The sequence below is a fragment of the Candidatus Allofournierella merdavium genome, from assembly GCF_944382735.1.
In the GTDB taxonomy this organism is placed as follows: Bacteria; Bacillota; Clostridia; order Oscillospirales; family Ruminococcaceae; genus Allofournierella_A; species Allofournierella_A merdavium.
This window is the reverse complement of sequence record NZ_CALWND010000022.1, coordinates 1-14428: the sequence shown is the minus strand read 5'-3', so window position 1 is coordinate 14428 and position 14428 is coordinate 1. Positions and strand designations below refer to the sequence as shown.

Below are 14428 nucleotides of genomic sequence, written 5' to 3'. Positions count from 1 at the left end.
ATAAAAGCGGAACAGGCATGACCGAAATCATGCCTGTTCCAAGAAATTCACATATTACTGTTTTACGACCACCGAGCGTTCGGCCCGCTTTTTTCACGTTACTTCAGATAGACCGCGCACTCCCAGGGGCGCAGGACCTCCCCCGCCGGGCCGCCTGCGTAGTTGGCCAGCGCCGGCGGCTGTGCCGTCCGCCCGCGCAAAAGCGGGCAGGCAGCGTCCTGGTCGCTGAAGTTGCAGACCACCAGGGCCTCCTCCCCGTTGAGGGTGCGGGCGTACGCATACACCTGTTCGCTGTCGAGCATCTGCAGGGCGTAATGGCCGTACAGCAGGGCCATGCTCTTTTTGCGCAGCGCCAGCAGGGCGCGGTAATAGTTGTACACCGAGTCTGGGTCGGCCAGCTGGCGCTCGGCGTTGAGAACGGGATAGTTCGGGTTCAGGGCGATCCAGGGCCTGCCGGTGGTGAAGCCGCCGTTGGGCGCGTTTTTCCAGGGCATCGGCGCCCGGGCGTGCTCCCGGCTGATGTAGTTCACCACCGCCATCACCTGTTCCATCGGCTCGCCCTGGGCCAGCCGGTCGGCGCAGTTACCCCGGGTCTGCACGTCGTCGATCTCCTCCAGGCTGTCGAAGAGCCGGTTCACCAGGCCCAGCTCCTCCCCCTGGTAGATGAAGGGGGTGCCCTGCATCAAAAACAGGCAGGTGGCCAGCATCTTGGCCGAGCGGGCGCGCATCGCCTCGCTGCTGTCGTTTCCGAAACGGGAGACGCTGCGGGGCTGGTCGTGGTTTTCCCAGAAAAGGGCGTTCCAGGCCTTGCCGTCCAGCTTCGTCTGCCAGCGGGTCATCACTTCCTTGATGTCCGCCAGTTTCCAGCAGCGGCAGGCGCTCCACTTGTCCCGCTCGCCCCCGTCCACATCCATCAGATCGAACTGGAATGCCATCTTCAGTTCGCCCGCGTCAAAGCCGGCGTACCGGCAGGCCAGTTCCGGGGTGTTGCCGGCGTTTTCGCCCACCGTCAGGCAGTCGTACCGGCTCAGCACCCGCCGGTTCATCTCCCGGAGATACTCGTGCACCCGGGGGCCGTTGGCGCACTGGGGCGACGGGTCGCCGTAGAGACCATCCGGCCGCAGGGGCCCGTCGGCAAAGCCGGCCTTGGAGATGAGGCTGATCACGTCCATCCTAAAGCCGTCGATGCCCTTCTGGAACCAGAAGTCCATCATCTCGAACACCGCGTCCCGCACCGACGGGTTCTCCCAGTTGAGATCCGGCTGCTGGGGCGCGAACAGGTGCAGGTAATACTGGCCTGTGGCCTCGTCCAGCGTCCAGGCGGGGCCGCCGAAGTTCGCTCCCCAGTTGTTGGGCGGTCCGCCGTCCACGCCGTCCCGCCAGATGTACCAGTCCCGCCGGGGGCTGTGGCGGCTTTGGCGGCTCTCGATGAACCAGGGGTGCTGGTCGGAGGTGTGGTTCACCACTAAGTCCATCACCAGCCGCATCCCCCGCCGGTGCACCTCGGCCAGCAGACGGTCGAAGTCCTCCATGGTGCCGAACAGCGGGTCGATGGCCCGGTAGTCGCTGATGTCGTAGCCGTTGTCCACTCCGGGGGAGCGGTAGACCGGGTTGAGCCAGATGGCGTCCACCCCCAGGCGCTGGATGTAATCCAGCTTCTGCAGGATCCCCCGCAGGTCCCCCACTCCGTCGCCGTTTGAATCGCAGAAGCTGCGGGGATAGATCTGGTAGACCGCCGCCTCCTTCCACCAGGCACGGGCGGGCTGTTCCGTCTGCATCCGCCTTGCCCCCTTTCAGCCCGGCAGCGCCGCCGGCAGGGCGGTCACGTCCGGCAAACGATAGGTGGGGGCAAAGGGCCACGGCGCGTCGCCCACGCCGGCGCAGTCCATTCCGGCGGCCCGGGCGGCCTGCAAGCCGGCGGGGGCATCCTCCACCACCAGGCAGGCCGCGGGGGGCAGGCCCAGCATCTCCGCGGCTTTTAAAAAGACCTCCGGGTGGGGCTTGGAGTGGACAATCTGGGTGCCGTCACAGACAGCGTCGAAATACTGCTCGGCGTCCAGTCGCTCCAGGATGAAGTGGGCATTCTTGCTGGAGGAGCCCACCGCCAGCTTCAGGCCGGCGGCCCGCAGGCTCTCGAGAGCCCGGCGCACCCCATCGGGCATGTCGGCGGGGGTCATCTGCTGCAGCAGGTGGCGGTATCGCTCGTTTTTCTCCCGGGCCATCCGCTCCTTTTCCTCCCGGGTAAAGGTGAGGGGGCTTCCCTCCAGGATGATCTTCAGGCTTTCCATGCGGCTGACCCCCCGCAGGCGCTGGTTGATGGTCTCGTCGAAGGGGGCCCGGGCCTGACGGGCAGTCTCCTGCCAGGCCTGGAAGTGGAACCGGTCGGTGGAGCAGAGCACCCCGTCCAGATCGAAGATAATGCCTTTGTATTTCATGCGTCCTCCTCTGCGGCGTTCGGGGTGACGGGCACGCCGTCCACCAGGATGGTGATGGCCGTTCCCCCCAGCCGCCGCACCTGTATGCCTTTCTCATGGCTCAGCCGCACCGCCAGGCGGGCGCCGCGCCACTCCACGGTGAACTCCAGGCTCTTCCAGCTGGCGGGGAGATGGTTTTCCAGCATCAGCTGCCCGCCTTCCCACCGCAGGCCGGCAAAGCCGCACACCGCGCACTGCCAGACGTTGCCCATGGAGGCGCTGTGGATGCCCTCGTCGGAGGAGGTGGGGTTCGGCCCCAGGTCGATGGCCGCGGCGTGGCGGTAGAGGTCCAGCGCCATCCCGTCCAGCCCCATCCAGGCGGCCAGAACGCAGTGCTGGCCGTGGCTGAGGGAGGAGTCGTGGAGGGTGCGGGACTCGTAGAACAAAAAGTTTTTGCGGCGGGTCTCCGGGTCGAACAGGCCGGGTATCACCCGCAGCAGCATCACAAGATCCGCCTGCTTGGATACCATCAGCCGGTTCATCTGGGCGGGGCTGTAGTCCTCGTAGATGGAGGACACCCCCGCCTGAGCCTTGTAGCGGGCAAGGTCCACCGGCTCCAGGTTCAGGTACTGGTCGTTCTGAGGCACCAGCCCATCCCCCGGGCGGGGGGCGGGCAGGTACATCTTTTCGCGCTTTTCGTCAAACTCCGCCGCCAGGGCCGGCAGGTCGTGCCGGGCGCTGAGAGCCGCCCAGGCGGCGGGCCAGTCTCGCCGCATCCGGCCGATCACCAGGCTGGCCACCCGCAGGTTCTCGGCGGCCAGATAGTTGGTGAAGGCGTTGTTGTCCACATGCTCCTTATACTCGTCCGGCCCGATCACATTGCAGATCTCGTAACGGCCGGTGCCGCTTTTCCACTCCAGCCGGCTGGCCCAGAAGCAGGCGGTGGCCACCAACAGCTCGCAGCCGCATTTTTCCATGAAGTCGTCGTCGCCGGTGGCGGTGTAGTACAGCCAGACGGCCCAGGCCACGTCGGCGGTGATGTGATGTTCCAGCATGCCGGTGAGGATGGGGATGCTCTGGCCGGTGACCACGTCCGCCGCACCGAACAGCGGCGTCACCTCCCCATCGGTGAGCCAGGCACTCTCCCAGGGGAACATGGCCCCCTGCCAGTTGTTCTCCCGGGCCTTTTTGAAGGCGCCGGGCAGGCTGCGCCAGCGGTATTCCAGCAGGGTGCGGGCCGCGGCGGGGTCGGTGAGCAGGTAGTGGGGCAAAAGGAACATCTCGGTGTCCCAGAAGGAGTGGCCCTTGTAGCCCTCGCCGGTCATGCCCTTAGCGCCGATGCCCACCCGGGAATCGTCCCGCTTGACCATAATGTTCAGATGATACAGCGCAAAGCGCAGACCAAGCTGGTCCATGGGATCGGGGCTGTCCACCCGCACGTCGGTCTTTTCCCAGTACTGTGCCCAGCGGGCGGCGGAATCCGCCAGCAATGCGTCGTAGTCCCGGGTCAGCGCCCGGCGAAGTGTCTCCAGGCCCTCGGCGATCACCGGCTCCGGCTCCTCTACGCCGTTCTGCTGACCAAAGGCTACAAAGGGAAGGTCCCGGCCGGTGCAGTAACAGGCGAATTTGTCCATGCGCAGGGTCGCGCCGGCCCCCAGATGAAAGGCAAAGCGCTGCACGAAGCGGCGGCGCTCCATCACCGGCAGGCTGTGGGCGGGCTTTTGGGAAAAGCGATGGGCGCAGTGCACTACCACCGGGATGTCCGACTGGCAGGTGCGGCAGGCCAGCTGCAGGATGGAGCCGTCCACCAGCCGCTTCTCCCCCTCGGTGCAGTGTTGGGAGCCGGTGTTGGACACTCGGCTGTCGATGCCGCTCTCCAGCACCAGGTCCGCCGGGCCGTCCAGGGCGGTGATCTCGGCGCAGAAGGCCGCCAGATGCTCCTGGGCCAGCGAGACAAAGCGCCGCAGGCGCAGCGCCAGGCGCGCCCCGCCGGGGCTGGTCCACAGCAGGGTGCGCTCCGCCTCGCCGGTGCACAGGTCCAGCTGGCGGCGGTAGTCTTCCACTGTTCCGGTCTCCATGGAGAACCGCTCCCCGTTCACCGTCAGCCGCAGCTCGGTCACGTCGGGCAGGTTGGGCAGCTCGGTCACCTCGTCCGGCAAGGCCTTGTTGAAGGTGCCGGTGACAAAGGCGCCCCGGCGCTGGCCCACATAGTTTTCCTCCAGCGCGTTTCGCAGGTTCATATATCCGTTGCCCTGGGCAAAGATGGATTCACATTTGGCAATATGCGCGGCGTTGAACACGTCCTCCACCACCACCCAGCCCAGGGGCTGTGCGTCGTATTTCATCGGGTGTTCCTCCTCTCGGTCAGAGGGCTTGTGCGGTCGTTTTAAAGCGGGGCATCCTCACCCCTTGATGCCGGTGGCCGCCACGCTGGCCTGCACCTGCTCCTGGGCGAAGACATACAGCACGATGCCCGGCAGGATGACGATGGTGAGGGCGGCAAAGAGGTTGGTGTAGTTGTAGGAGAATTCGCTGGTGAAGAAGGACAGGGCGATGGGCAGCGTGCGCTGGGAGTCGGAATGGGTGAGCAGCGAGGCGAAATAGTACTCGTTCCAGTTGCCCAAAAACATCAGGATGCCCGCGGTGGATAAAGCGCTCTTGGCCAGGGGCAGGTTGATGGACCAGAAGGTGCGCATGAAGCCGGCGCCGTCGATGATGGCGGCCTCGTCCAGACTTTTGGGAATGGCCATGAAGCCCGCCTTCAGCACAAAGATGGACATGGCCATGCCGGCGGAGAGATACACCAGGGTGACGCCCCAGATGCTGTCGAATAGGCCCAGGTCGCTCACCAGGGAGAAGATGGGCTGGGATTTGCTGTGCCCCGGCACCAGCAGGGTGATGGTGAAGAGGATGAACAGTAGTTTGCGGCCCGGGAACTCGAACTTGGCGATGACATAGGCGCCCATGGCGTAGAACAGCAGCGACACCAGGGTGGACACTCCCGCCGCCAACAGCGAGTTGAGGAAATAGACCGGGAAGTTGTAGGTTTCAAACAGGTAGACGAAGGTGTCCAGCGAGAAGGAGGTGGGCAGCGCCAGGGGCGAGGAGAGGATCTCGCCGTTGGTCTTGAAGGCGGACATCACCACCCACAGGATGGGAAAGACCGACAGCAGAATGACCACCAGTTCCACAAGATACATAAACGCCTGGGTGGCGGTTTTTTTCACAGTGTTCATAGGCGGCACCTCAATAGTCGGTCTCGTCCATACGGAAGAGACGGTTCACCAGCCACAAAATCACCAGGCCGAACAGGAACATCAGCACGCCCACCGCGTTGGCGTAGCCGTAGCGGTAGTCGGTGATGGCGTTCACCAGCAGGATCGGAAGGCTGACGGTCTCGTAGTCGGGGCCGCCGGCGGTGGTGAGGGCGATCTGCTCGTACATGGCGATGCGGGAGGTGAGCGAACAGATGATGCTGGTGCCGATGGCCGTGCGGCACAGCGGCAGATGGATGTAGCGGATGAGCTGCCAGCCGGTGGCCCCGTCGATGCGGGCTGCCTCGGTGAGCTCCTGCGGGATGTTGAGCAGGTCCCCCAGCACGATCAGCGTCACGATGACCGCGTAGAACAGCCAGGTGAAGGTGACCGACCAGAAGGCCCAGGGCGAGACGTAGAACCAGTCCACACTGAAGTCCGGGTTGATGAGCCGGATGAGGCTGTTGAGGATGCCGATGTCGTCGTTGAAGATAAAGCGGTAGATCATGGCCCAGGCCGCGGCGCTGATCACGTTGGGGATCATGAACACCGCGCGGGTCACCTTCCAGCCGCGGGGGCGGTGGAACAGCACGAAGGCCACCAGCGTGCCGAAGCCCACATGCAGCGTCATGGCGATGACGCACCACCAGAACAGGTTTTTCAGGCTGGTGAGGAAGGAATGGCTGTTGAACAGGTTGATGTAGTTGCGGATGCCGTTGAATCGGGGGGCGTTGAAGCCGTCCCACTGGGTGAAGGAGGTAACGAACACCTCCACGATGGGCACCACATAAAACATGGCGAAGATGATGACGGTGGGCAGCAAAAACAGGTAGATCCACTTGTAGTTCGCCCGCTGCAGCCGGCTGGCTTTGGTGCGTGCCGGTCTTTTTCGTCCGGATTCCAAAGTGCGGGTCCCTCCTTTCACAAACGCGGTGGCGGCGCGCCGCCCGGCAAAGGCCGGCATGCGGCGCGCCGCGCAGGAAAGTTCTGAACCGTGCGCCCGCGCGCTTATTCAGCGGTGGCCTCGGTGGCGGCCTGGGTCATGCGCTGGGCAAAGTCCTCGGGGGTGAAGGTGCCGTCCGCCAGGCTGGGCAGCAGCATGCCAAAGTCGGAGTTGGCCACAGAGGAGGGGATCACGTCCAGGATGCAGGGCACGAACACGGTGTCCGCGGTGGTATCCGCCGCCAGGTCGGCCAGCACCTGGGTCTTGCCCTGCTCCTCCTTGAAGCCGTCGGAGTAGGTCAGGCCGGGGGCGTCGCCGCCCTCCGCCAGCAGGTAGGCTTCCAGCTCCTCGGGGCTGTTGATGAACTCCAGGAAGGCCAGGGCCAGCTCGATCTCCTCGGGTGCGGCGTTGGCGCTGATGAACCACTCGCCGTAGGTGGCGGTGTTGGCGATGCCCACCTGACCCGGGAAGAGGGCGGCGCGCACGTCGGCGCCGTTAAAGCCGTTGCTCCAGTTGGCGCTGTTGGTCTCGGCAAAATCGGACGACATCCAGGGGCCGTTGGCGATCAGGGCGGCCTGGTTGCTCATGAAGGAGTTGGCGGCGTCCGCGTAGGTTGCGCCGATGGAGTTGGGCGCCGCGTTGTTCTGCAGCATCTGCTGCAGGGTGGCGATGGCGTTCACAAAGGCGGGTTCGCTGAAGTCGGTGATGCGGTTTTCCACGCCGGCCTGCAGCCAGTCAATGCCGCCCTCCTCGTCGGCGATGGCCGCGGTGAGGAACAGCGCCGCCACCCAGCCGTTCTCGGCGGTGGAGAAGGCTATCTTCTGATCGCCCATGGCGGTGATGAACTGGTCCATGGTCATGGCGCTCAGGTCCTCCTGGGTGTCCCACAAAGCCGAGTTCCAGAAAAAGCCGGTGGGCCGCACGGTGGCCAGGGGCATGCTGTACACAGCACCGCTGTCATCGGTACAGAAGGCAAGGCCGTCGGGCAGCAGGCGGGCCTTCAGGTCCGGGTGCTCGTCCAGCCAGCCGCTCAGGTCGTAGGCCAGGCCGTTGGGATACACCACGTTGGTGAGCCAGTCCACGTCGCCGGACTGCACCAGCACCGGCAGCTCGCCCTGCTGGGCCAGCATCTTCATCTGATCCAGGAAGGTGTCCTGGGGCACGCTCTCCAGGGTGATGTGATACTTGCCCTCATACGCCTGGTTGAAGCGCTCCACCTGGGGCTCGAAGAACACCGCGCCCACGTTCTCGCCGGTCTTGTAGGAGGGGATGGTCACCTCCACAACGCCGGTGGCGCCGGACGCGGCCGCCGAACCGGAGGGCGCCGTGCTGCTGGAAGGGGTGGAACCGCAGCCGGCCAGGCCCGCGGTGAGCACAGCGCCGGCCAGCAGACCTGCAAAGATGCGTTTCTTTTTCATATTGTCCTCCTTTTGTTATCTGTGTCTATAGAAAACGGCGAACGCCGTTTTTCACTGGCATAAAATTGCGTTTTGCCGGCCCAGCCGGGATCGCGGGCGGAGAGATCTGGGCCACTCAAAGCTTCAAAAACGTTTTTGAAAGCCGCACAAAAAATCTGCCCGCGAAGGAGCCTGCGGTCCGGATGCCGGCCTCTTTGATCGGGTAAGCTGTCGATCGAAGAGTGTCCGTTTCAAAAACGTTTTCGGAACCAGCGAAAAAGGAAAGTCCTCCACCGCGCGCCGGCCTGGCGGACATTCCTTTTTCAGTTGAGGGCCGCCGGCCCGCCGCTCACCAGGCGGGCGGGGCCACGCTGTCCTTGATGGAGAGGGTGTGGGGCAGCACCAGCCGCTGGGTGGGGCGCTTGCCGTCCAGCATGTCCAGCAGCAGGTGGGCCGCCTCGTAGCCCTTCAGGCGGATGTTCTGGTCGATGGTGGTGATGCGCGGGTCGGTGAACTCGGTCACGTCCAGCCCGTCGTAGCCCACCACCGAATAATCCCGGGGCACCTTGTAACCGAGGCTTTTGATCGCCTCGATGGCGCCAATGGCGAGCATGTCGCTCATGCACAGGAAGGCGGTCACGCTTTTGGGATTGTGAGTCTCGAGATAGCGGCGGACGCCCTCGTAGGCCTCTTCCCGCAAGAAATTGGTGTAGATGATCTGGTCGTGGGTGAGCGTCATGCCGTTGCGCGTCATTGCCTGATGGGCGCCGGCCAGGCGCTCCATGCTCACCATCGCCTCCTTGCGCCCGTGCACCAGCACGATGCGCCGGTGGCCCTGGTCAATGAGGTACTGGGTCAGTTCGTCAAAGGCGGCGATGTGGTCCAGGGTGACGTTGCTCACATTCGGGCCCTTGACCTGAGTGTCGATGGTAACGCAGGGCGGGCTGCCCTGCGGGAATCCCTCGCAGTAGGGGTCGGTGGTCTTGAGGCCCAGCAGCACAGCCCCGCTGAGATTGTGCTCGTAGCACAGCTGCTCATAACTCTTTTTCTGTTGGATCTCTGTGTTGATCATGTGCATGGAGAGCTCCACGCCCCGCTCCAGCGCAAACTGATAGCATCCTTTCATCAGCATGGTTTCGAAGTGGTTGAACATCTTGTCTTCCAGAAAGCCGGAGACGATCAGCGCGATGCTGCGGGCGTGCTTGCTGGAAAGGCTGCGGGCCACCAGGTTCGGATGATAGCCCAGTTCCTGCGCCGTGCGGATGATCCTTTGCCGCGTGTTTTCATTCACATCCGCGTAGTTGTTCAGCGCCCGGGACACGGTCCCCACCGTGACCCCGGCAGCTTTTGCCACATCCTGAATGGTCACCGACATCCCAACACACCCCACTCTCTGAGGCAGCCACTCCTCAAAAACGTTTTCGGCTTGTCTCTGTTATACAGAATCCCAGGTGCGTTGTCAAGGGTGCCGCCGCAAAAACGGCAAAATGCACGTCTTTTCAAAAACGTTTTTGGAACATGTTACAATTTGAAGGTCCTTCCGTAGCGCGCACGGTTTCAGCGGGTCGGAAGCTCTTTTTCAAGGATTTTCCCCGGTGTGCTGCCGGGCCTCCCCCTCCGTCTGTCGGTGACGCGCCGAGAGATCGCGGCGGCCGGTCGCTCATTCTCCCGGCTTTTTCCCGCGCGCAAAAAGCCCCCGCGCCGTGGGGAACCGGTGCATAGGGACAATTTATGAACCTACCCATATAACTTAATATTTGTTCCTGTGGAGGGAGGCTGTGTTTCAGCACAGCCTCCCTTTTCTGCTCATGCGACCTCGTTTGGAATTGCTTCTGCTGCGGAATCCGCCATACTCCGAGGCAGTTCATCCACCAGGCCGATGTCACGATAGTAGATGCGTACCTCCTGCGGTGCTGTGCGGGAGTATTTCTCCGCACGCTCACCGACCTCCACTCGCTTGATGAAGATGTGCAGGATCTCAGCGGTCAGCTCCGGGATTTCCTTGTACCGCTTGGCATTCTCAATGAACCGGGCAATATTGGAACTGGAGTCTTTTAGTTCCTGAAGCCTTACTTCCATAGCGGGGAGCTGTTCCTGGATCTCTTTTTGCTCGATAGTGTACTCCTGAGAGAGGATGCGGTACTGCTCATCCGGGATGCGTCCAAGTACACTGTCCTCGTAGAGCCGTTTGAACAGCTTCGTCAGCTCGGCCTGGCGCTTCTGCATGGTGTCGATCTTCTTCTGGAGCACTGCAATCTCCTGCTGCGTCTCCTTACCCTGCTTCTTGCGGATATGCTCTGCAAACCGCAGCTCATTCTGACGAGCGAAGTGTGTGACACGGCGAATATCATCCAACAGGATAGCATTAAGCTCTTGTTCCCGGATATAATGAGCGGAGCACACATCTTTGCCTTTCTTTTTGTAGGTGGAGCACATGAAGTTATTTTTCACCGCATCCATGGTGTGCGCCCGGTGCAGTACCATGGTGCCGCCGCAGTCCAGGCAATAGATCAGTCCAGAGAAGATATTCTGCTCGGCCATGTTGGCTCTGCGCCGTTTGTGCTTTCGGATATCCTGTACGATCTCCCAGGTCTGTTGTGTGACAAGTGCTTCATGTGTATTTTCGAAGCGGAGCTGCTCAGACTCCAGACGCTCAATGCGCTTCTTGTTCTTAAAGGACAGCGTGGTGGATTTCAGGTTGATGGTGTGGCCCAGGTAGGTCTCATCCTCCAGAATGCCGGCGACAGTGTTGGTGGACCAGTTGTACGGCCGGGTGATATCCACTCCGGTCAGCTCCACTCCGTGCTTCTGGTAGTAGGAGTATCCAGGCGTGGGGATTTTGTCTTTCTTGAGCTGCTTTGCGATCTGAGCAGGACCCTTTCCGGAAACACAGAGGTCAAAGATGTAACGCACCACCGGAGCAGTCTCAGGATCAGGTACCATGTGCCGTTTGGGATCTGCCGGGTCCTTCATATACCCATAGCGGGGTCGGGAGGAAACCCTGGCGCCAGTCTCAGCCTTAAGGCGAACCACGGAGCGCCCCTTTTTGCTGCAGTCCTTGGCATAGAACTCGTTCATCAGATTCCGAAAGGGCGTGAAGTCATTGGTGGACTCGTACAGGCTGTCCACGCCATCGTTGACGGCGATAAAGCGCACACCATAGCTTGGGAAGATGAGTTCCGTGTACTGACCCACCTGAAGGTACTCACGGCCCAGTCGGGACATGTCCTTGACGATCAGTGTTTCCACCTGACCGTTTTCCATCAGCTCCATGACCTGCTGCCAGCCTGGGCGGTTGAAGTTCGTTCCAGAGTAACCGTCGTCATACAGGAAGAGGGTGTTGCTGAATCCTTTCTCAGCTGCATACTTCTCCAACAGAAGTTTTTGATTCTGAATACTGTTCGAGTCATCCGTCTTATTTGTTTTCTGCGTATCCTCCTGACTCAGCCGGCCATAGAGGATGGTATATTTTTCGTTGCTTGCCATTGCTACTCCTTTCCGGGCAAGCCGATACGGTAACAACAAACATACCGTATCTCCTGCCCAATGTCTATCCTCAAATCGAACCTTTTTCTAAATCACTGTCGATGATTTGGAGCATCTGCTCCGTAGGCGTTTTTGCTTTCTCTGCGGTAGAGAAGATGGAGCGGACGAAGAATTTTCGTCCGCCCACGATCATCTCCCGACGCAGCTCCATACCATGTTCTGTTTCGTGATAAGATGTATCCCGGTAGATTGGCGTGATCGTATTCTCGTCCCGGCAGCCGATCGCTCGCTCCGGCATATATCCGCCCAGGATACCCGTCTCCATATACACTTCGAATTCACTTTTCATAGCGTTCCTTTCTCTCGAATCCAATTCGGGCAATAAAAAATAGCAGACCGTCACATGGTCTGCTGCCAAGTCTGTTCTTCTTCGTAATCGTCCTCTTTGTGACCGAGGGCGATTTTCTTTTGCCGTTCTTTACGGAGGGCCTTGCTGTCTGTGTGGTAGTATGTGGTGGTGGCATCCTTCACGGGAGCAGGCCCCTGGCCGCGCTCCAGAGCGTGTCCAAGCTGGACCACACCACCCACAGCACCAGCCCAGTCAGCGCCAGGGCCGCCAGTCCCAACAGCAGACTGGTCCATGGAATGTCCGGCAGACTCGGTCTGGGCAGTCTGATGCCGGGCAGAGAAAAACGCTTCTCTTTCCGTTTCCCAGCCTGTTCGTTCATCTGCTCCAGATGCTTCACCACTTTCAGCAGCTCCTCCATCTGCGTCCGGGTCGGGAGCTGCGCCAGCAGTTCGCTGATCTTCTTCAGATAGCCGGTCTGTCTCTCGGTGTGGTACCCCAGTGCGTAGAGGTCGTTCAGCAGATCCTCCCACTCCGCTTTTGTGGGATGCACTTCGGGAGGCGGTGTCGGCTCCTGCGCCGGAGGCTGCGGCATGGTCTGTACCACCTGCGCGGGACGGTTCTTCTCCAACAGCTCGTCCATGGATAATTTCTGCTCTGATCCTGAATTCATATTCCATCTTCCCCTTCAGATATTTCTCCCCGAACAGCAGGCGGTCACGGCACTGCCAACCGCTGGGTGTGGTGTAGGTGATGTTCCGTCGGGACGCTTCCCAGCGGACCTTGTAGCCCTCGCTCTCCATCAGCGCAATAAACTCCTCACGGGTAGAGGCGTGGCGCATACAGTCGTTGATGATGTTCATGAGCTGCAGTTTTTTGCTCTGGCCACGGACCGCAGTGTGATACTCACCGACTGTCATGGTCTTGGTTTTCTGCTTCCTGTCTTTAGGCTGGAACACAGGGAGAGAAAACTCCATGCAGACTTGATCGTTGCGCTGCCGCAGTTCCTGGAGTTGTTCCTTTGCGATGTGCAGTTTCTTTCCCGTATCGAAGTTGACGGAGTTGATGAGAAAGTGGGAATGAATGTGTTCCCGGTCTGTGTGGGTGCAGACCAGAACTTCATACCCCTCATAGTACTCAGCCAGCTTCAATGCCGCCGCATGAGCAGTGAGCGGATCGACCGCTTCGCCTTTCGGGAAGCTCTGCACCATGTGGTAGAACAGCACGCCGTCGGTTTTGTGATGCAGCCGCTTGGTGGCCATGAAGTCCGCGTAGACAGATTCCGGCTGGCAGTTGATGCCCGTAACCAACTGCTGCCCCTCGAACTCAGTTTTCTTGTTTTGCATGGTGTACCGCATCACGGCTCCCATGCATCCGGTGGTCTGTCCTCGCTTGTAGTTGGTGAAACTGATGATCGCCATTTTTCACCACCGCCCTCGTTCCAGAATCAGCCGGACAGCGGCGCAGAGGTCAGAGAACGCCTGACGCACGCTGTCCAGATTGACCACCGTGACGCGCCCCATGTGCGCCAGGGTGACGAGCTGATTCAGATTTCTTCCGATGGACTTCAGCTCCTTGAGTACTTCTTTCAGTCCATCAACGATCACCACCTGCTTTCCCAAACAGCAGGCCGTCACATAGTCGCTCATGGACATCCCGGAGCGTTTCGCCAATTCCTTGATGGCCTCCCGGTCTGCGGATGCCATCCGGGTGCTGAATTTAATATCTTTTTTCATGTCGTTTCCTCCAGTCTTTCGTAAAATGGGGTGTGGGGCCGCGCCCCGCAAACAAGCGGAAGGCGGGCGGCGGCTGTGCCGGCGACCAGACAAACGCGATGCTGGCCACCTCCAAGGAGGTAATTCTCCCGCACCGGACTACCGCGTTCCACCTTCGGCCACAAGCGGCCCAACTCGGCGTTTCTTTTGCCTTGCGGGAGTTTACTCGCTGCCCCCGGAAACCGCCCGCAAATCGCCGCACAGCGCCTCGACAGGGTCGATAGGGTCAACCGCCGGGACACCCTGGGTATCGTCACTTTCGGCACGGCGCAGCTCAATGAGCCGTTTTCCGTTGCTGCGGCGCACCACAGCGGAAATGCCGATTTTCCTTAGTGCGTCAAGGTTTTGCAGAATCTGTCGGGATACTTTCTTGGGTGACATGCGTTCCACACCCACAGGGTCGATTCGTTCAGACAGCTCTGTGGGAGTGCCGATAAATTCGCTTCGGTCATGCATCAGTTCAGAGAGAAGATAGACGATGCGGTCGCCCAGTAACTCCGGCTGTGTCCGGCTATCCGACACCAGCTCCCACACATTTTCACCGTTGCGCTCCAGTGTCAGCTCCCGGTATTCAATGTCACGGCCAATGCAGGAGAGCTTTGCCCTGCCGCTTCCCCGCCGTTCCTCCACCAGCGTAAAGCTGGAATCCACCGCACCGCTGATGGCAGTCGTACCAGAGATGCGGTTGAACACATCGTCAGCGGTTTCCTTGCGCAGATGATGAATCAGCAGGATAGCGATGCCGTGTTTGTCCGCCAACCGTTTCAGCACAGAAAGGTCGCGGTAGTCGTTGGCGTAGGTTGCGTCGCGAGC

At 61.0% G+C, this 14428-nt stretch carries 11 protein-coding genes and 1 pseudogene; all 12 read right to left on the bottom strand.

What is annotated here, in order from left to right; translation table 11 throughout:
- Window positions 1-98 precede the first annotated feature (98 nt).
- Window positions 99-1778: an alpha-glucosidase gene (locus tag ACH2A7_RS12405; protein WP_394962250.1), complete on the bottom strand. Its 1680-nt coding sequence runs from the start codon at window positions 1776-1778 to the stop codon at window positions 99-101.
- Between the two features lie 15 nt (window positions 1779-1793).
- Entirely contained in the window at window positions 1794-2435 is a 642-nt protein-coding gene (gene pgmB / locus ACH2A7_RS12400) for a beta-phosphoglucomutase (protein WP_394962249.1), read from the bottom strand.
- Complete coding sequence (locus ACH2A7_RS12395) at window positions 2432-4759, bottom strand: glycoside hydrolase family 65 protein (protein ID WP_394962248.1); 2328 nt, start codon at window positions 4757-4759, stop codon at window positions 2432-2434. Before ACH2A7_RS12395 ends, pgmB begins: the two co-directional genes overlap by 4 nt.
- A 57-nt stretch (window positions 4760-4816) precedes the next feature.
- Entirely contained in the window at window positions 4817-5650 is an 834-nt protein-coding gene (locus ACH2A7_RS12390) for a carbohydrate ABC transporter permease (protein ID WP_394962247.1), read from the bottom strand.
- 10 nt (window positions 5651-5660) lie between these two features.
- On the bottom strand, window positions 5661-6572 hold the full coding sequence (locus ACH2A7_RS12385; protein ID WP_394962246.1) for a carbohydrate ABC transporter permease: 912 nt from the start codon (window positions 6570-6572) through the stop codon (window positions 5661-5663).
- Between the two features lie 104 nt (window positions 6573-6676).
- Complete coding sequence (locus tag ACH2A7_RS12380) at window positions 6677-8029, bottom strand: ABC transporter substrate-binding protein (RefSeq protein ID WP_394962245.1); 1353 nt, start codon at window positions 8027-8029, stop codon at window positions 6677-6679.
- 328 nt (window positions 8030-8357) lie between these two features.
- On the bottom strand, window positions 8358-9383 hold the full coding sequence (locus ACH2A7_RS12375) for a LacI family DNA-binding transcriptional regulator (protein ID WP_394962244.1): 1026 nt from the start codon (window positions 9381-9383) through the stop codon (window positions 8358-8360).
- A gap of 431 nt (window positions 9384-9814) precedes the next feature.
- A complete protein-coding gene (locus ACH2A7_RS12370) occupies window positions 9815-11494 on the bottom strand; it encodes a recombinase family protein (protein ID WP_394962243.1) in 1680 nt (559 codons plus the stop codon).
- Between the two features lie 70 nt (window positions 11495-11564).
- Window positions 11565-11843: a hypothetical protein gene (locus ACH2A7_RS12365; RefSeq protein ID WP_394962242.1), complete on the bottom strand. Its 279-nt coding sequence runs from the start codon at window positions 11841-11843 to the stop codon at window positions 11565-11567.
- 50 nt (window positions 11844-11893) lie between these two features.
- Window positions 11894-13261: a relaxase/mobilization nuclease domain-containing protein gene (locus tag ACH2A7_RS12360; RefSeq protein WP_394962241.1), complete on the bottom strand. Its 1368-nt coding sequence runs from the start codon at window positions 13259-13261 to the stop codon at window positions 11894-11896.
- Between the two features lie 3 nt (window positions 13262-13264).
- Window positions 13265-13576 carry a plasmid mobilization protein gene (locus ACH2A7_RS12355; protein ID WP_394962240.1) on the bottom strand — a complete coding sequence of 104 codons (312 nt, stop codon included), beginning with the start codon at window positions 13574-13576 and terminating at the stop codon, window positions 13265-13267.
- Between the two features lie 201 nt (window positions 13577-13777).
- A pseudogene (locus ACH2A7_RS12350) lies at window positions 13778-14428 on the bottom strand (hypothetical protein); the annotation flags it as partial.